Annotated in this window: 16 protein-coding genes; 13 read left to right on the top strand and 3 right to left on the bottom strand. The window is 70.5% G+C overall.

Going from position 1 to position 17,237, the window contains the following annotated elements; genetic code table 11:
• The first annotated feature begins 66 nt into the window (after positions 1-66).
• From PCA76_RS04885 to PCA76_RS04920, 8 genes are all read left to right on the top strand, one after another.
• The gene (locus tag PCA76_RS04885; protein ID WP_272615590.1) at positions 67-1,251 is read left to right on the top strand and encodes a polyamine ABC transporter substrate-binding protein; all 1,185 of its coding nucleotides are present in this window, start codon (positions 67-69) and stop codon (positions 1,249-1,251) included.
• Positions 1,251-2,408: an ABC transporter ATP-binding protein gene (locus PCA76_RS04890; RefSeq protein ID WP_272615591.1), complete on the top strand. Its 1,158-nt coding sequence runs from the start codon at positions 1,251-1,253 to the stop codon at positions 2,406-2,408. The genes PCA76_RS04885 and PCA76_RS04890 overlap by 1 nt, the downstream gene beginning before the upstream one ends.
• The gene (locus PCA76_RS04895) at positions 2,405-3,319 is read left to right on the top strand and encodes an ABC transporter permease (RefSeq protein WP_272615592.1); all 915 of its coding nucleotides are present in this window, start codon (positions 2,405-2,407) and stop codon (positions 3,317-3,319) included. Before PCA76_RS04890 ends, PCA76_RS04895 begins: the two co-directional genes overlap by 4 nt.
• Positions 3,319-4,161 (top strand): ABC transporter permease, encoded by an 843-nt coding sequence (locus PCA76_RS04900; RefSeq protein ID WP_272615594.1) that lies wholly within the window; start codon positions 3,319-3,321, stop codon positions 4,159-4,161. The genes PCA76_RS04895 and PCA76_RS04900 overlap by 1 nt, the downstream gene beginning before the upstream one ends.
• On the top strand, positions 4,158-5,579 hold the full coding sequence (locus PCA76_RS04905; RefSeq protein ID WP_272615595.1) for an NAD(P)/FAD-dependent oxidoreductase: 1,422 nt from the start codon (positions 4,158-4,160) through the stop codon (positions 5,577-5,579). Before PCA76_RS04900 ends, PCA76_RS04905 begins: the two co-directional genes overlap by 4 nt.
• Positions 5,579-6,781, top strand: a complete 1,203-nt coding sequence (locus tag PCA76_RS04910; protein ID WP_272615596.1) for a saccharopine dehydrogenase family protein — start codon at positions 5,579-5,581, stop codon at positions 6,779-6,781. The genes PCA76_RS04905 and PCA76_RS04910 overlap by 1 nt, the downstream gene beginning before the upstream one ends.
• Before the next feature lie 281 nt (positions 6,782-7,062).
• Positions 7,063-7,842, top strand: coding sequence for a G5 domain-containing protein (locus tag PCA76_RS04915; RefSeq protein ID WP_272619191.1), 780 nt, complete (start codon positions 7,063-7,065; stop codon positions 7,840-7,842).
• Between the two features lie 264 nt (positions 7,843-8,106).
• Positions 8,107-8,952, top strand: a complete 846-nt coding sequence (locus tag PCA76_RS04920) for a DUF559 domain-containing protein (RefSeq protein ID WP_272615597.1) — start codon at positions 8,107-8,109, stop codon at positions 8,950-8,952.
• 187 nt (positions 8,953-9,139) lie between these two features.
• On the opposite strand, the gene PCA76_RS04925 is transcribed toward PCA76_RS04920, so the two are convergent.
• From PCA76_RS04925 to PCA76_RS04935, 3 genes are read right to left on the bottom strand one after another with little or no spacing between them, the layout of a single operon-like run.
• Positions 9,140-9,484, bottom strand: a complete 345-nt coding sequence (locus tag PCA76_RS04925) for a DUF779 domain-containing protein (protein ID WP_442930199.1) — start codon at positions 9,482-9,484, stop codon at positions 9,140-9,142.
• On the bottom strand, positions 9,484-10,989 hold the full coding sequence (gene adh / locus PCA76_RS04930) for an aldehyde dehydrogenase (protein ID WP_272615598.1): 1,506 nt from the start codon (positions 10,987-10,989) through the stop codon (positions 9,484-9,486). The genes PCA76_RS04925 and adh overlap by 1 nt, the downstream gene beginning before the upstream one ends.
• Positions 10,990-11,037: 48 nt before the next feature.
• Positions 11,038-12,315: a GAF domain-containing protein gene (locus PCA76_RS04935; protein ID WP_272615599.1), complete on the bottom strand. Its 1,278-nt coding sequence runs from the start codon at positions 12,313-12,315 to the stop codon at positions 11,038-11,040.
• A 238-nt stretch (positions 12,316-12,553) separates the two neighbouring features.
• Here PCA76_RS04935 and PCA76_RS04940 point away from each other — a divergent pair, with 238 nt between their 5' ends.
• The 5 genes from PCA76_RS04940 to PCA76_RS04960 all read left to right on the top strand — a co-directional run bounded on the left by PCA76_RS04940 (position 12,554) and on the right by PCA76_RS04960 (position 17,186).
• Positions 12,554-13,219, top strand: coding sequence for a response regulator transcription factor (locus PCA76_RS04940; RefSeq protein ID WP_272615600.1), 666 nt, complete (start codon positions 12,554-12,556; stop codon positions 13,217-13,219).
• A complete protein-coding gene (locus PCA76_RS04945) occupies positions 13,216-14,280 on the top strand; it encodes a sensor histidine kinase (protein ID WP_272615601.1) in 1,065 nt (354 codons plus the stop codon). Before PCA76_RS04940 ends, PCA76_RS04945 begins: the two co-directional genes overlap by 4 nt.
• 91 nt (positions 14,281-14,371) lie before the next feature.
• Entirely contained in the window at positions 14,372-15,385 is a 1,014-nt protein-coding gene (locus tag PCA76_RS04950) for a threonine ammonia-lyase (RefSeq protein ID WP_272615602.1), read from the top strand.
• Entirely contained in the window at positions 15,382-16,512 is a 1,131-nt protein-coding gene (locus tag PCA76_RS04955; RefSeq protein WP_272615603.1) for a D-alanine--D-alanine ligase family protein, read from the top strand. The genes PCA76_RS04950 and PCA76_RS04955 overlap by 4 nt, the downstream gene beginning before the upstream one ends.
• The gene (locus tag PCA76_RS04960) at positions 16,509-17,186 is read left to right on the top strand and encodes a M15 family metallopeptidase (protein ID WP_272615604.1); all 678 of its coding nucleotides are present in this window, start codon (positions 16,509-16,511) and stop codon (positions 17,184-17,186) included. Before PCA76_RS04955 ends, PCA76_RS04960 begins: the two co-directional genes overlap by 4 nt.
• Positions 17,187-17,237 lie beyond the last annotated feature (51 nt).

A 17,237-nucleotide genomic window follows, 5' to 3' on the forward strand; every position in this document is an offset into this window, starting at 1 on the left:
TCTCGACCCCTCCGCCGGCGCGCCTCCCCCGTCCCGCCCGCCGACGATGACCCCTTAGGAGTCGTCATGCGTACTCCCCTCCGGCCCCTTTCCCGGCGTGGACTGCTCACCGGCACTCTCGGTTCGGCTGCCCTGCTCACCATGGGCGGCAGCCTCGCGGGCTGCGGCACCAAGGGCGCCCAACAGACCGAGGCCGGCTGCGTCAGCGAAGACCTCTCCGGCACCGAGAAGAAGCTCGCCTTCTCCAACTGGCCGCAGTACATGGACGTGGACGAGAAGGACGAATCCAAGCGACCCAGCCTGGACGAGTTCATCACGAAGGCCGGCATCCAGGTCACCTACACCGAGGACATCAACGACAACAACGAGTTCTTCGGCAAGGTGCAGAACCAACTCGCCGCCTGCCAGAGCACCGACCGGGACATCATCGTGCTGACCGACTGGATGGCGGCCCGGATGATCCGGCTCGGCTGGATCCAGAAGCTCGACCCGGCGAAGATCCCGAACGTGCAGGCCAACCTGCTCCCGTCGCTGCTCAACCGCCCCTTCGACGCCGAAAACCGGATCTCCATCCCCTGGCAGTCGGGCCTGGCCGGATTGGCGTACAACGGCAACGTCACAAAGGAACTGCGTACGGTCGATGAGCTGCTCACCCGCCCCGACCTCAAGGGCAAGGTGACCGCGCTCAGCGAGATGCGCGACACCATGGGCCTGCTGCTCGGATCCAACGGGCACGACCCGGCCAACTTCACGACCGCGCAGTTCGACGACGCGCTCGCCAAGCTCAAGAAGGCCGTCGACTCCGGGCAGATCCGCAAGTTCACCGGCAACGACTACGCACCCGATCTGGCCAAGGGCGACATCGCCGCCTGCATCGGCTGGTCCGGCGACGTCATCCAACTCTCCGGTGAGGACGAGAAGGTGCGGTTCGTCGCGCCCGACTCCGGCGTGATGCTCTACAGCGACAACATGATGGTCCCCAACAAGGCCGCCCACAAGGCGAATGCCGAGCAGCTCATCAACTACTACTACGAGCCGGCGGTCGCGGCGAAGCTCGCCGCGTACGTCAACTACATCTGCCCGGTCAAGGGCGCTCAGGCCGAGATGGAGAAGATCGACCCCGAGCTCGCAGCCAACCCGCTGATCTTCCCCGACGAGGCGCTGCTGTCGAAGTCCAAGGTGTTCATGGCCCTGGACGAAAAGCAGGAGAAGGAGTACGAGGGTAAGTTCCAGCAGGTCATCGGGGCGTGATGGCGATGGCGCGCGAGACACCCGCCGGCGCCCTGCGCCTGGCCAACCTCACCAAGCGGTTCGGCATCTTCACCGCGGTCGACGACCTCAGCCTGACCGTTCCACAGGGCTCGTTCTTCGCGCTGCTCGGCGCGTCCGGCTGCGGCAAGACCACCACATTGCGGATGATCGCCGGGCTGGAGGAGCCGACCAGCGGCCAGGTGCTGCTCGGTGACCGGGACATCGCCCGGCTTCGGCCGTACAAGCGACCGGTCAACACCGTCTTCCAGAGCTACGCGCTCTTTCCGCACCTCACCATCTTCGAGAACGTGGCCTTCGGGCTGCGCCGACGCGGCATCCGCTCGGTCGACGACGAGGTGACACGGATGCTGTCGCTGGTGCAGCTCGACGGCTACGGCAACCGCCGCCCCGCCCAGCTCTCCGGCGGCCAGCAGCAACGGGTCGCGTTGGCCCGTGCGCTGATCAACCGGCCGCAGGTGCTGCTGCTCGACGAGCCTCTGGGTGCACTCGACCTGAAGCTGCGCCGGCAGATGCAGATCGAGCTGAAGCGGATCCAGACCGAGGTCGGCGTCACGTTCGTGCACGTCACCCACGACCAGGAGGAGGCCATGACCATGGCCGACACCGTCGCGGTGATGAACGCCGGCCGGATCGAGCAGCTCGGCGCGCCGGCCGACATCTACGAGTTCCCCGCCACCGCGTTCGTGGCGAACTTCCTCGGCCAGTCCAACCTGCTCGCCGGCGAGGCCGCCGGCGTCGCGGGCGGCGACGTGCCGGTGACGGCGCACGGTGCGCGCTTCTCGGTGCCCGCCGGCCGGGCACGGGCCGAGCAGGGTCCGGTCCACCTGGGGGTACGCCCGGAGAAACTCCATCTGGTCGGCTCCGCCGACCAGGTGCCCGCTGGGCATCAGCACGTCACCGGGGTGGTCACCGACGCGTCCTACGTGGGGGTCAGCACGCAGTACCTGCTGCGTACCGGCTGGGGCACCGAACTGTCGGTCTTCGCGGCCAACAGCGGCACGTCGACGCAACTGCCGGTCGGCGGTGAAGCGGTGGCGTACTGGGATCCGCGGCACGCGTTCCTGCTGCCCCGGGATGCCGCCGAAGTCGACCGGACGACCCCGGTGCTCGACGAGCCGGTGGGTACGCCGTCGTGACCCTCCTGGCCCAGGTGCCTACCGGATCGGGGCAACCGCCGCCCGCGCCGCCGGCAGCCCGGTCCGGGCGGAGCCGGCTCCTGCCGTACCTCCTGTTGTTGCCCGGTGCGGCCTGGCTCCTGATCTTCTTCGGTGTGCCGCTGGTGCAACTCGCGGCGGCCAGCCTGTACGACCCCAGCGGCTCGCTCTCCACCGGGTACGCGATGACCTGGGCGTTCAGCAATTATCCGGACGTGCTGCAGGCGTACTGGCCGCAGTTCCTGCGCTCGTTCGGGTACGCCGGTCTGGCCCTGGTGCTGGCGCTGCTGCTGGGCTACCCACTGGCGTACGCGATAGCGCAGAAGGCCGGGCGGTGGAAGAACCTGCTGCTGGTCTGCGTCGTCGCGCCGATGTTCACCAGCTTCCTGGTCCGCACGCTGGCCTGGAAGACCATCCTGTCGGACAACGGCGCGCTGGTCGGCCTGCTGCGCGATGTGCATCTGCTCGCCCCGGACGGCCGGCTGTTGGCCACCCCGTTCGCGGTGGTCCTCGGCCTGACGTACAACTTCCTGCCGTTTCTGGTGCTGCCGCTGTACGCGAGCCTGGAGCGGCTGGACTACCGCCTGCTGGAGGCCGCCAGTGACCTGTACGCCAGCCCGGTCCAGGCGTTCCGCAGGGTGACCCTTCCGCTGTCCATGCCCGGCCTGGTCGCCGGCACGTTGCTGTTCTTCATCCCGGCCAGCGGCGACTACATCAACGCCGAACTGCTGGGCACCCCGAACGAATACATGATCGGCAACGTCATCGACTCGGCGTTCCTGGTCCGGCTGGACTACCCGCAGGGCGCCGCGCTGTCGTTCCTGCTGATGGCGGCGATCCTCGCGGTGGTCTTCGGTTACCTGCGCAGGGCCGGCACGGAGGAGGTGCTCTAATGCGTATCTCCCGCTGGCTGGCCGACCGCTGGGTGATGATCGTGGCCCTGCTGGTGCTCGGCTACCTGGCGCTGCCGATCCTGGTGGTGGCCGGCCTGTCGTTCAACCGCCCGTCGAGCCGCCTGTCGTACGACTTCAACGAGTTCACCCTGGACAACTGGCGTCAGCCGTGCGCCACCTCGGACATGTGTGACGCGGTCGTGCGCAGCGTGCAGATCGGCTTCATCGCCACCGTGGTCGCCACGGTGCTCGGCACCCTGATGGCGTTCGCGCTGGTCCGGCATCGATTCCGTGGCCGGTCCGGCATCAACGTGCTGATCTTCCTGCCGATGGCCACCCCGGAGCTGGTGATGGGCACGTCGCTGCTGGCCCTGTTCGTGTCCGCCGGGGTGCCGCAGGGCTTCTGGACGATCGTGATCGCGCACGTGATGTTCTGCGTGTCGTTCGTGGTGGTCACCGTCAAGGCGCGGCTGGCCGGCATGGACCGGCGGCTGGAGGAGGCCGCCATGGATCTCTACGCCAACGAGTGGCAGACCTTCCGGCGGATCACCCTGCCGCTGGTGCTGCCCGGCATCGTGGCCGCCGCGCTGCTGGCCTTCTCGTTGAGCTTCGACGACTTCATCATCACGAACTTCAACGCCGGCACCACGGTCACGTTCCCGATGTACGTCTGGGGCGCCGCCCAGCGGGGCATCCCACCGCAGGTCAACGTCATCGGCACCGCGATGTTCGCGATCGCGCTGCTGCTCGTCGGGCTCAGCTCGCTGCGCGGACGGCAGGCCCGCCGCGCCAACCTGCTGGCCGGCCCGGCGCAGGCCCGGCCGGCACGTCGTACGTCATGACCCTCCCGCATACCGGCCGGGCGCTCGCCGACGCGGCGCCCGTGCCCTACTGGCTGGACCGCCCGGACCGCCCCGATCCGCTGCCGCCACTCGTCGGCAGGCAGACCGCCGACCTGCTGGTGATCGGCGGTGGCTACGGCGGATTGTGGGCCGCACTGCTGGCCAAACAGGCTGACCCCGACCGTGACGTGCTGCTGGTCGACGCCGGGACCTGCGGGTGGGCCGCGTCCGGGCGCAACGGCGGGTTCTGCGCCGCCTCGCTGACCCACGGGCTCGCCAACGGCGTCGACCGGTTCCCCGACGAGGTCGGTGAGCTGGAACGCCTCGGCCGGGAGAACCTGAACGCCATCGCCGACACCGTCGACGAGTTCGGCATCGACTGCGACTTCGAACGCACCGGCGAGTTGGCCGTCGCCGTCGAGCCGTACCAACTCGACGGGCTGACCGCCGACGCGGAGCTGGCCCGCCGGTACGGCCACCAGGTGCGGCTGCTCGACCGGGACGAGGTGCGTGCCGAGGTGCACTCACCGACGTACCTGGGCGGGATGTTCGACGCCGACCGGGTGGCCATGGTGGACCCGGCGAAGCTGGCCTGGGGGCTGCGCCGCGCCTGCCTCGACCTCGGCGTACGCGTGCACGAGCACACCCGGGTCACCGGGCTGCGCGCCGACGGTGCCGCGCTGCACGCGGTGACCGCGGGCGGATCTGATGCCGCGCCCGGGTCAGTGCGAGCGCGGCGGATCGTGCTGGCCACCAACGCGTTCCCGCCGCTGCTGCGGCGGCTGCGGGCGTACCTGGTGCCGGTCTACGACCACGTGCTCATGACCGAGCCGCTCACCCCAGCCCAGCGGGACGCCATCGGTTGGCGCAACCGGCAGGGGTTGGCCGACACGGCCAACCAGTTCCACTACTACCGGATCACCGCCGACGGGCGGATCCTCTTCGGCGGCTACGACGCGGTCTACCACTACGGCAACCGGGTCGCGCCGGAGCTGGAGCAACGCCCGGCCACCTTCACCACCCTCGCCCAGCACTTCTTCACCACGTTCCCGCAGCTCGCCGACGTGCGCTTCAGCCACCGCTGGGGCGGCGTCATCGACACCTGCACCCGGTTCTGCCCGTTCTTCGGCACCGCGTACGGCGGTCGTCTCGCGTACGCCGCCGGCTACACCGGGCTCGGAGTCGGGGCCACCCGCTTCGGTGCCCGGGTGCTGCTCGACCTGCTGGCCGGCGGGGACACCCCGCTGACCGGGCTCGACCTGGTTCGCCGCAAGCCACTGCCGTTCCCACCGGAACCCGTCCGCGCGATCGGCATCAATCTCACCCGCTGGTCAATGGCCCGCGCCGACGCGCGCGAGGGCCGGCGCGACCTCTGGCTCCGTACTCTCGATCGACTCGGTTTGGGGTTTGATTCCTGATGCGTGTCCTGCTCGTCGGCGCCGGTGGCGTCGGCTCCGCCGCCGTAGCCATCGCCGCCCGACGGTCCTTCTTCGAGACCATGGTGGTCGCCGACCACGACGTCGCCCGCGCCGAGCGCGCGGTCGCCGGGCACGGTGACCGTTTCGTCGCAGCCCAGGTCGACGCGTCCTCGGTCGACGCGGTCACCGCGCTGTGCCGGGAACACCGGATCACCCACGTGCTCAACGCCGTCGACCCGCGGTTCGTCATGCCAGTCTTCAACGGTGCGTTCGCGGCCGACGCGGACTACCTGGACATGGCGATGTCGCTGTCCCACCCGCACCCCGCGCTTCCATACTCCGAGACCGGGGTGAAGCTCGGCGATGACCAGTTCGCCGTCGCGGACCGGTGGTCGGTGGCCGGTCGGCTGGCGCTGTGCGGCATCGGGGTCGAGCCCGGCCTGTCCGACGTGTTCGCCCGCTACGCCGCCGACGAACTCTTCAGCGAGATCGACGAGATCGGCGTCCGGGACGGGGCGAACCTCACCGTCGACGGCTACGACTTCGCGCCCTCGTTCTCCATCTGGACCACCATCGAGGAGTGCCTCAACCCGCCCGTGGTCTGGGAGAAGGACCGGGGCTGGTTCACCACCGAACCGTTCTCCGAGCCGGAGATCTTCCACTTCCCGGAGGGGATCGGGCCGGTCGAGTGCGTCAACGTCGAGCACGAGGAGGTGCTGCTCATCCCGCGCTGGGTCAAGGCCAGGCGGGTCACCTTCAAGTACGGCCTCGGAGACGAATTCATCGAGGTGCTCAAGACACTGCACAAGCTCGGCCTGGACGCGGTCTCCCCGGTGCGGGTACGCGGCGTCGAGGTGTCGCCACGCGACGTGGTGGCCGCCAGCCTGCCCGACCCGGCGACCCTCGGCGATCGGATGCGCGGCAAGACCTGCGCCGGCACCTGGGTGCGTGGCCTCGGCCCGCAGGGGCAGCCCCGGGAGGTCTACCTCTACCACGTGGTCGACAACGAGTGGTCGATGCGGGAGTACGGGCATCAGGCGGTGGTCTGGCAGACCGCCGTCAACCCGGTCGTCGCGTTGGAACTGCTCGCCACCGGCGCGTGGTCCGGTGTCGGGGTACTCGGGCCGGAGGCCCTGCCCCCCACGCCCTTCCTCGACCTGCTGAACGGCTACGGCTCGCCCTGGGGCATGGAGGAGCGTTGAGTCCGCCATGCTGACGGCATCTCGACACATCGTCCGTCGCCCCCTGAGGATCGACTATGGGATGACGCGATGCGCGGGCATTGGCGGAGATTCGCGGCTTTCGTAGGTCGGTGACAGCCACCGATCGGCCCTGCCCGGCCACCCTGGAGGGTTGCCGCAGGTGCCGACTCGTCGTCAGAGAAATCGCCCACCGATCCGTCCTGCGAAGCGAAAGGTGCAGGTGACAAGCACGACGGGGGATATTGCACGCAGTGTTTGCGACGACACTCATCGCCGTGACTATGCAACCACCGCAGAATCCTGGGCCGCCGCACTCACCGTCCTTCGGCCCGGGGCCGCGACCACCCGCCGCCCCGAACTGGTTCCGCCGGGCCAGCCCGGGCAGCCGCGTCGTCGTGATCCTCGGCTCGGTGGCCCTGTCGATCCTGCTGCTCTGCTGCGCCGGTACCGCCATCGTCGGCGTGCTCACCGGCGAGCCGGAGCCCACCCGTACCGGCACCGCGGCCGAGGCGCAGCAACCCATCGTGGCGGCGCCCGCCGAGCCGGCCGAGGAGACTCCCGCCCAGGAGGTGTCGCCGATAGCCGCACCCACCACCGCGCCGCCGCCGGCCTCGCCGAGCACGTCCAGTGCCGCACCCCCAGCCGTACCCGTGGTGCAGGTGACAACCGTGACCGAGCAGGCCGCGATCCGGTACGGCGAGCGGACCGTCAAGGACCCGTCCCTGGCCGAGGGCAAACGGGTCATCCGGACCAAGGGCGTGAACGGTGTCCGGACGCTGACGTACGAGGTGACCACCACGGACGGGGTGCGGACGGCCAAGAAGCTCGTCAAGTCCACCGTGACGAAGCAGGCGGTGACCCAGGTCGTCGCCGTCGGCACCAAGAAGGCGCAGTCGTCGAAGTGCGACCCCAACTACAGCGGCTGCGTCCCGATCGCCAGCGACGTCGACTGTGCCGGCGGCAGCGGTAACGGCCCCGCCTACGTCAGTGGACCCATCAGAGTGATCGGCAACGACATCTACGACCTAGACCGCGACGGCGACGGCATAGCCTGCGACTAACCCCCGCCCCTGCCCCCGCCCCGCCCCCGCCCGCCCCCGCCCGCCCCCGCGCCCCCGCCCCCTCGTCCCGCGATCTTGCAGTTTCGGCCTCGGCTTTCCGTGCCTTACGGACAATTCAGCGACCGAAAGTGCAAGATCACGGGGTGGTTGGGGTGGGCTAGCAGAGAGGGCGAGGTTGCGGGGGTTGTCCACAGGGAGGGAACTTATCCACAGGGGAGTGGTTGGAGGTATTGCGGAGCGGTGGGGGTCGTCAGGCTGGGCGGCGTGGCTACCCAGATGTGGCGTACGGATGCGCTGATGCAAGCCCTTACCGTGCGGCGGATTCGCACCCGACTCGCTCGTGAGGAGTTGCTGCGGGTCCGTCGCGGCGTTTACGCCGACCAGCCCTGCGGCGACGGGGACGAGCTACGTGCCCTCATGCTTCGGCTGCCCGGTGAGGCCATGCTGACCAGGCAGAGCGCGGCGCGACGGCACGGCTTCGGCGTGTTGCGTGAAGACGTGGTCCACATCCAACTGCCCGCATCGGTGCCTAAGCCCCGGCTTCCCGGGCTGGTCGTACACCACTCGACCCTTCCCGTGCTTCCGGTCCTCGTCGGGGGTGTGCCCTGCGTCCCAGCGGCCCGTTGCGCGGTTGATCTCGCACGCGCCGTCCGACGACTGGACGCCCTGCCCGTGCTCGACGCGGCGCTGCGGACAGGCTCGGTGACACGGGACGCACTGCTGGAGGAGGTGTCGGCCCATCGTGCGCTGCGCGGCGTCCGGCAGGTGCGCGAACTTGTGCCGTTGGCGGACGGTCGGGCGGAGTGTCGGCAGGAGAGCCAGCTCCGCCTGACGTTGATCGACGGACGCCTGCCGCCACCGGAGCCGCAGCTGTGGGTGCACGACCGCCACGGCATCCGTCTCTACCGGCTGGACCTGGGCTACCGGGAGCGCCGGGTTGGCATCGAGTACGACGGGTCGTCTCACCTGGACCGCGATTGCCTGCGGCGCGACCGGGAACGCATCAACTGGCTCGACGCGAACGGCTGGCGCATGCGCTATTTCACCGACCGCGACCTCTACCAGCGCCCTACCTACATCACCACCACCATCCGCGCAGCCCTCTCCTGACCCCACCCCACCCCTCACCCCGCGCCCCCGCCCCTCGCCCCCAGGCCCTCCCTCCCCCAGACCCTCCTCCCGCCCCGCGATCTTGCACTTTATGCCTGAACTATTGCCACAAACCCGACGCATCGCCGACACAAAGTGCAAGATCGCGGGGCGGGGGCGGGGTGGGGGTGGGGGTGGGGTGGGGGTTTTACGTGGGTAGGTGGGAGCGGATTAGGAAGCGGAGGCCGTCTGGGGCTTCCAGGGAGAAGCCGCTGCCTCTTCCCGGCACCACGTCGACGGTTAGCCGAGTGTGTTTCCACAGTTCCCACTGGGACTTTGATATCCAGAAATCGACCGGCTCGGACACCCCGTCCACGGAGAGCGATTCGAGCAGGACGTCGGACGAGCCGGTGCGGAACTCGCCCGCCGGGAAGCACATCGGGGCGCTGCCGTCGCAGCAGCCGCCGGACTGGTGGAACATCAGCGGCCCGTGCCGCCCCCGCAGCGACCGGATCAACTCGGCCGCGGCGGGGGTGACGGAGACGACGGGCATCAGAAGAAGCCGAGCTTCTTGGTGGAGTAGCTGACCAGCAGGTTCTTGGTCTGCTGGTAGTGCTCCAGCATCATCTTGTGGTTTTCCCGCCCGATGCCGGACTGCTTGTACCCGCCGAACGCCGCGTGCGCGGGGTACGCGTGGTAGCAGTTCGTCCACACCCGGCCGGCCTGGATGGCCCGCCCGGCTCGATACGCGGTGTTCATGTCCCGGGTCCAGACGCCGGCGCCCAGCCCGTACAGGGTGTCGTTGGCGGTCTTGACGGCGTCGTCGAGGTCGGCGAACGAGGTCACGGAGACCACCGGCCCGAAGATCTCCTCCTGGAAGATCCGCATCGAGTTGTCGCCCTCGAAGATGGTCGGCTCGACGTAGTACCCGCCCGACAACTCGCCGCCCAGGTCCGCGCGTGACCCGCCGGTGAGCACCCGGGCGCCCTCCTGCCGGCCGATGTCCAGGTAGGACAGGATCTTTTCAAGTTGGTCGTTGGAGGCCTGCGCCCCGATCATCGTGTCGGTGTCCAGGGGATGCCCCTGCACGATCTGCTCGGTGCGGGAGACCGCGGCGGCGAGGAAGTCGCTGTAGTGGCCCTGCTGGATCAGCGCCCGGGACGGGCAGGTGCAGACCTCGCCCTGGTTGAGCGCGAACATGGTGAAGCCTTCCAGGGCCTTGTCCAGGAAGTCGTCGGATGCGGCGCTGACGTCGTCGAAGAAGATGTTCGGGCTCTTGCCGCCCAGCTCCAGGGTGACCGGTTTGATGTTCTCACTGGCGTACTGCATGATCAGCCGCCCGGTGGTGGTCTCGCCGGTGAACGCGACCTTGGCCACCCGGGACGAGGACGCCAGCGGCTTGCCGGCCTCCACCCCGAAGCCGTTGACGATGTTGAGCACCCCCGGCGGCAGCAGGTCCGCCACCAGCGACAACCAGTAGTGGATGGACGCCGGGGTCTGCTCGGCCGGCTTGAGCACCACGGCGTTGCCGGCGGCCAGCGCGGGCGCCAGTTTCCAGGTGGCCATCAGGATTGGGAAGTTCCACGGGATGATCTGCCCGACCACGCCGAGCGGCTCGTGGAAGTGGTACGCCACGGTGTCGTCGTCGAGCTCGCCAAGTGAGCCCTCCTGAGCCCGGATCGCCCCGGCGAAGTAGCGGAAATGGTCGATGGCGAGCGGGATGTCGGCAGCGAGCGTCTCCCGGACCGGTTTGCCGTTCTCCCAGCTCTCGGCGATGGCCAGGGATTCCAGGTTCTCCTGCATGCGGTCGGCGATCCGATTGAGGATGAGCGCCCGTTCGGCCACCGAGGTGCGGCCCCAGGCGTCGGCTGCGCCGTGCGCGGCGTCCAGGGCCTTCTCCACGTCGGGGGCGGTGCCTCGGGCCACCTCGGTGAAGGTCTGCCCGGTGACCGGGGTGGGGTTCTCGAAGTAGTCGCCGCCGTGCGGCTTGACGTATTCGCCGCCGATGAAGTGGTCGTAACGGGACTGCCAGTGGGTGGGCGCGTCGTAGCGCGTCATGGTTACCTCCGCCGTCGTGGTGCGGGTGTGCCGACGGCGACGCTAGTTTCAGGAACGTTGCAGCCACGTTGCGCGCGGTAGGTCGTACTCCCCGGCGAGCTGGTCGATGCGGGCGAGGGCGAGCGGCCGGCGCGGCGCGCCCACCGGCAACGCCCGCGCCAGGGCCTGCCAGGCGGTCAGGTCGTCGGCGCCGGCTGGCGTCGCGGTCCACCCCGCGAGCAGCGCCGGGTCCGCGGCGGCCAGCACGGCCGCGCGGAGCTGGCCGTCGATCAGCCGGCGCAGTCGCGTCACTCCCGGCGCGTCCGAGCCGGGCAGCAAGGGCCCGGAGTACGCGTCGAGCGCGCCCCCGGGGTCGCCCCGGTCCAACCGGTCGGCGACGGTGGTGAAGTCGGCGCGGACGGTGCCGCGCAGCCGGTAGGGGCGGGAGTCGAGCAGCTCGGGGCCGAGCGCCCGGCGCAGCCGGGACAGCTCCGCGCGCAGGGTGACCGGGTGCAGTCGGTCGTCGCCGTACAGGTCGAGGCCGAGTTGTTCGCCGGTGCGCCCCTCGGGGTGGTGGAGCAGCAGCACCAGCAGCTCGCTGTGCCGACGGCCCAGCCGGACGCGCCGCCCGTCGACCCGCAGCTCCGCCTCGTCCCGGCCGAGCGCGGTCACGGTGGCCACGCCCGGCTCCACCGGCCGGTCGGTGGCGAGCTGTGCCTCGGCGGCCCGGGCGGTGGCCCGCACCAGTGCGAGGCTGTGCGGGTTGGCCAGGTGGTCACCGCCGGTGATGTCGACCGCGCCGAGCAGAAGCCCGGTGGCCGGGTCGTGGATCGGCGCGGCGGCGCAGGTCCAGCGTTGCACCCGCCGGCTGAAGTGCTCGGTGGCGAAGATCTGCACGCTGTGGTCGACGGCCAGGGCGGTGCCGGGGGCGTTGGTGCCGGCGTGCTTCTCGTCCCAGCGTGCGCCAGGCACGAAGTTCATCCGCTCGGCGTGCCGGAGCACCCCCGGGTGGCCCTCCACCCAGAGCAGCCGCCCGTACGCGTCGCAGACCGCCATCAGGTGCGCGCCGTCCTGTGCGATTCCGCCGAGCAGGTCCCGGAAGAGCGGCAGCACCCGGGCCAGCGGGTGCGCGGCCCGGTAGCCCGCCAGTGCGTCGTCGGTCAGGTCGACCGGCGGGGTGGCCTCCGGGTCCAGTCGGGCGGATCGTTCCCAGGAGCGGCGAACCACCTCGCGAACCCGCTGTGGCGCGGCTCCGGCGGCGAGGAACGCCTCGTGGGCGGCGCCCACCTGCGCGATCCGCTCCGCCGGATCCGCGCCGAACTCCAGGGCGAGCCACGGGTCAGCCATCGGGCGACCTCCTCGACGCCCATCGTGACGCAGCTCACCCCCGATCGCCAACCGCTCGATCCGGTCGGGACGGTGGGCGCAGACGGCATGAGGCGGGACGAAGCCCGCAGAGTCTGGGTTGCGATGGTTTGTCCGTCGGACGCTGCCGTGGAAGATGACTTCGGAGGGTGCTTACAGAACCCTTAACCCGGGCCTGCGACCGTATGCCGGGCAAGCCGAACTCGGGGGAGCGGACAACGTGCGGGTGCTGGTGGCGGACGACGAGCGATTGTTGGCGGACACGGTGGCCGAAGGTCTGCGCCGCTTTTCGATGGCCGTCGACGTCTGCTACGACGGTGCCGGTGCGCTGGAGCGGATCGGAGTGAACCGGTACGACGTCGCGGTACTCGACCGGGACATGCCGGGGCACACCGGCGACGAGGTGTGCCGCAGCATCGCCGACGCACAGGTCGGCACCCGGGTGCTCCTACTCACCGCGGCGGCCGGCATCCGGGACCGGGTGGAGGGCCTCGGGCTCGGCGCGGACGACTACCTGACCAAGCCGTTCGCCTTCGCCGAGTTGGTGGCCCGGGTGCAGGCTCTCGGTCGACGCTCCACCCCGGCGCTGCCACCGGTGCTCGCCCAGGATGGCCTGGTGCTGGACGAGGGGCGGCACGTGGCGACCCGGGACGGCCGCCCGCTCGCGTTGAGCCCGAAGGAGTTCGCCGTGCTGCACGTGCTGCTGCGCGCGGACGGGCAGGTGGTCAGCGCCGAGGATTTGCTGGAGCAGGCCTGGGACGAGTTCGCCGACCCGTTCACCAACGCCGTGCGGGTCACCGTGATGACCCTGCGCAGGAAGCTCGGTGATCCCGCGATCATCCACACGGTTCCGAAGGCCGGCTACCGCATCGGCGGCACCGCATGAGCTGGACCCCCCGACGTCGGGTGTTGCTGGTTGGCCTGCTGGCGCTGCTGGTCGGGCCGGTGCTGCCGGCGGTCGGCAGGTGGCTGTTCGAGCTGATCTGGGTCCGTGGCCAGCAGGCCTGTGACCTACCGGTGCCCGGGGTGACGACGGTGTGCGCCGACATACGCGCGGGGGCGTTCGTGTTGCCCGTGTTGGCCGTGCTGCTCGTGGTCCTGACCACCTTGGTGGCGCTCTGGTTCGGCGCGGCGTGGTGCCTGCGCCCGGTCCGTGACCTGGCCGGGCCGATCGAGCACCTCGGCCCGCAGAACCTCGGTCACCGGATCCGGCCCCGCGGCCGTGACGAGCTGGCTCGGCTGTCCCGGGCGATCGACGAGATGATGGAACGCGTCTCCGCCGGCTACGAGGGGCAGCGGCGGTTCGCGGCGAACGCCTCGCACGAGCTGCGTACCCCCCTCGCGGTGCAGCGGACGCTCATCGAGGTCGGCATGGCCCGTGCGCTCACCGGCGAGCAGTTGGAGCTGTTGACCGGCCAACTGCTGGAGACCAACGAGCGCAACGAGCGGCTGATCGAGGGCCTGCTCGCGCTCAGCGAGAGCGACCAGGGCCTGCGATCGCGGATACCGCAGCGGCTCGACACGATTGTCGAGGCGGTGCTCGCCGGGTACCAGGATCGTGCTCGGGAGGCCGAGGTCACCATCGACACCCATCTCGCTCCCCGGGTCGTCGTCGGCGAACGGGTGCTGCTGGAGCGTCTGGTCACCAACCTGGTGGAGAACGGGCTCAAGTACAACCGGCGCGGCGGTTCGCTGACCGTCACGGTGGGCGGTGCGCCCGCGCTGTCCGTGGTCAACACCGGCCAGCCCGTGCCGGCCGAAGCGGTGGCCGGTCTCTTCGAGCCGTTCCGCCGGCTCGCCCGGGACCGCACCTCGCACGGCGGAGGCGCCGGCCTGGGCCTGGCCATCGCCCGCTCGATCACCCAGGCGCACGACGGCATCATCGCGGCCCGGCCCGCCGAGCACGGCGGCCTACGGGTCGACGTCCAACTACCCCACCTGACCTAACCCGCACACCCACATCGCCGGGGTCCGCGTACCGCTGGATCCCACCTGAGGCGTGCCCGAAAACAGTGCCCGAGAACAGCGAGGAGAAACGATGTCACGCACCGTTGGCCAGGTTCGGGCCGATGTCGAGGAGGCCGCCCGCTGGCTTTCCGGCCGCGTGGTCCGCACACCCGTGCTGCGGTCCTCGGTGATCGACGGACTGGCCGGGGCTCGCGTCCTGCTGAAGGCGGAGAATCTCCAGAACGGCGGCTCGTACAAGATGCGTGGCGCGCTGCGGGCGGTTGGCCGGCTCGCCTCGGCCGGACACACCGGGGTGATCGCGCAGAGCACCGGCAACCACGCGGTGGCGGTGGCGTTGGCGGCCCGGGAGCACGGACTGGCGGCGACGGTGGTGCTGCCGGTCGACGCGGCGCCGACGAAGGTCGACCGGGCGCGCGCGGCGGGGGCGCGGGTGGTGTTCGCCGGCACCGACGTCGGGGAGCGGGTCGCGGCGGCCAACGGGCTCAGCGACGAGAGCGGTCACCCCGTGATCGACGCGTACGACCACCCGGACGTCATCGCCGGGCAGGGCACTGCCAGCCTGGAGCTGATCGAGGAGGCCGAGCGCGCGGGCACACCGCTGGACGCGCTGGTCGTACCGGTCGGGGGTGGTGGCGGGGTGGCGGGCGCCTGCCTGGCCGCCGCCGGCACCGGCATCGAGGTGTACGGCGTGGAACCGGCAGGTTGTGACTCGCTCGCCCGCAGCCTGGCGGCCGGTGAGCGTGTCCCGGTCGCGCCGGCGCCGACGATCGCGGACGGGCTGCGGCCGTCCTGCGTGGGTGAGCTGCCGTTCGCGATCGTGCGGAACGTGCTGCGCGGGGTCGTCCGGGTCGACGACGACGAGATCGGGGCGGCGTTCCGGTTGATCCTGATGGAACTCAAGGTGCTCGTCGAGCCGTCCGGGGCGGCTGGCCTGGCCGGCGTGCTCCGGCTCGCCCCCGAAGCTGACCGGCGGCGGACGGTCGGCGTGGTGCTGACCGGCGGCAACGTCGAGGCGGCGCTGGTGGCCCGGTTGACGGTCGGGCGACCCGCCGTGGTGACGACTGTGGAAGGGGTGGCGGCGTGAGCGCCCCAACTCGGATCGGGATTCTGTTCGGTGGACCGTCGGCGGAGCACGAGGTGTCCTGCGCGTCCGCGCTCGGGGTGGTCCGGGCGCTGGCTGGCGGCGGTTATCGCACGGTCGCCATCGGCGTCACCCGCAGCGGCGGGTTTCGGCTGATGCCCGACGCGCTGCTGGCCGAGTTGCGTGACCGGCCGGCCGGCGAGCGGGCCATCGACGACCGCCTGGTGGTGACCGGGCCGGCCGTCGAGTTGCGGGCCGGTCCGCGTCCGGGCGTCGTGCAGGTGTCCGCCGGTAACGCCCCCGGCGCGGTGCACGCCGAGCTCGACGTGGTCTTCCCGGTCCTGCACGGCCCGTTCGGTGAGGACGGTGTGGTGCAGGGGCTGTTGGAGTCGCTGAACGTGCCGTACGTCGGGTGCGGCATCCTCGCCTCGGCGGTGGGCATGAACAAGGTGGCGATGAAGCGGGCGCTGCGTGCCGAGGGCATCCCGGTCACCCCGCATGTCGCGTTCGACGCGCAGACCTACCGGGCGGCCGATGACCCGGAGAAGCTGGTGGTCGGGCTGCGCCGGCCGCTCTTCGTCAAACCGGCCAGCATGGGTTCCTCGATCGGCATCTCCCGGGTCGGTGCGGGCGACGACCTGGCTGCTGCCGTGGAGGAGGCGCTTCGCCACGACCAACTCGTCATTGTCGAGCAGGGGGTTACCGGCCGGGAGTTGGAGTGCGCGGTGCTCGGTGGCTGGCGCCCCGAGGCGTCGGCGGTGGGTGAGGTACGGGTCGCTGGCGGATGGTTCGACTACCAGCAGAAGTACTTCGGCGACGCCGACCCGATGATCGTTCCGGCCGTGCTGCCGGACGAGGTGACCGAGCGGGTCCGCGAGCTGTCGCTGCGCGCGTTCGCCGCGATCGGCGGGTGGGGCCTGGCCCGGGTCGACTTCTTCTACGACGAGACGACCGGCGAGGTGTACGTCAACGAGCTGAACACCATGCCCGGCTTCACCGCGCACTCGATGTATCCGAAGGTGTGGGCGGCTGTCGGTGTCGGCTACCGGGAGGTGGTGGACCGACTCGTCGAGTTGGCCCGTACCCGGCACGCCGAACGGCCCGTGACCACTGCGGGGAGCGTCCGATGATCCTGCTCTCCGATTCCCGGGTGGCGGCCGTGCCCAGCGCCGATGACGGCGACCCGTTGGTGGACCTGCGTGAGCTGCCGGAGTTGCGGCTCGACGGCCGGGCGGTCGACCCCGTCGGGGCGTACGCCCGGCTGCGCGCCGGAGTCGTGGACCGCCTGTTGGCCGCGCAGCGTGCCCTGCCCAGCGGGATGCGCCTGCTTGTCGTCGAGGGATACCGGCCGTACCAGGCGCAGCTGGCCATCTTCGCTGGCTACCGGGACGAACTGCGCCGACGGCACCCGGACTGGTCGCCGCAGCGGCTGCACCGGGAGACCGCCAAGTTCGTCTCGCCGGTCGAGGTGGCCCCACACAGCACGGGCGGGGCCGTGGACCTGACGCTGTGCACCGACGACGGCGTGGAACTGGACCTGGGCACGGCCATCGACGCCACCCCGGAGGACAGCGCCGACGCCTGCTTCACCGACGCACCCACCGTCGGCGCAACCGCCCGCCGGCACCGGCAGATCATGGTGGACGCTCTCGGCGGTGCCGGGATGGTGAACTACCCGACCGAGTGGTGGCACTGGTCGTACGGGGACCGTTACTGGGCGCTGATCACCGGTGCGCCGCACACCCGGTACGGGCCGGTGGACCTGGCTGCCGCGCGATCGATACCCGTGCCGGCTGAACGGTAGGAGCCTCCCGTCCGTACCAGGTGAGTGAAGGACACCACCGAGGACGGGAGT

The sequence above is a fragment of the Micromonospora sp. LH3U1 genome (assembly GCF_028475105.1).
In the GTDB taxonomy this organism is placed as follows: domain Bacteria; phylum Actinomycetota; class Actinomycetes; order Mycobacteriales; family Micromonosporaceae; genus Micromonospora.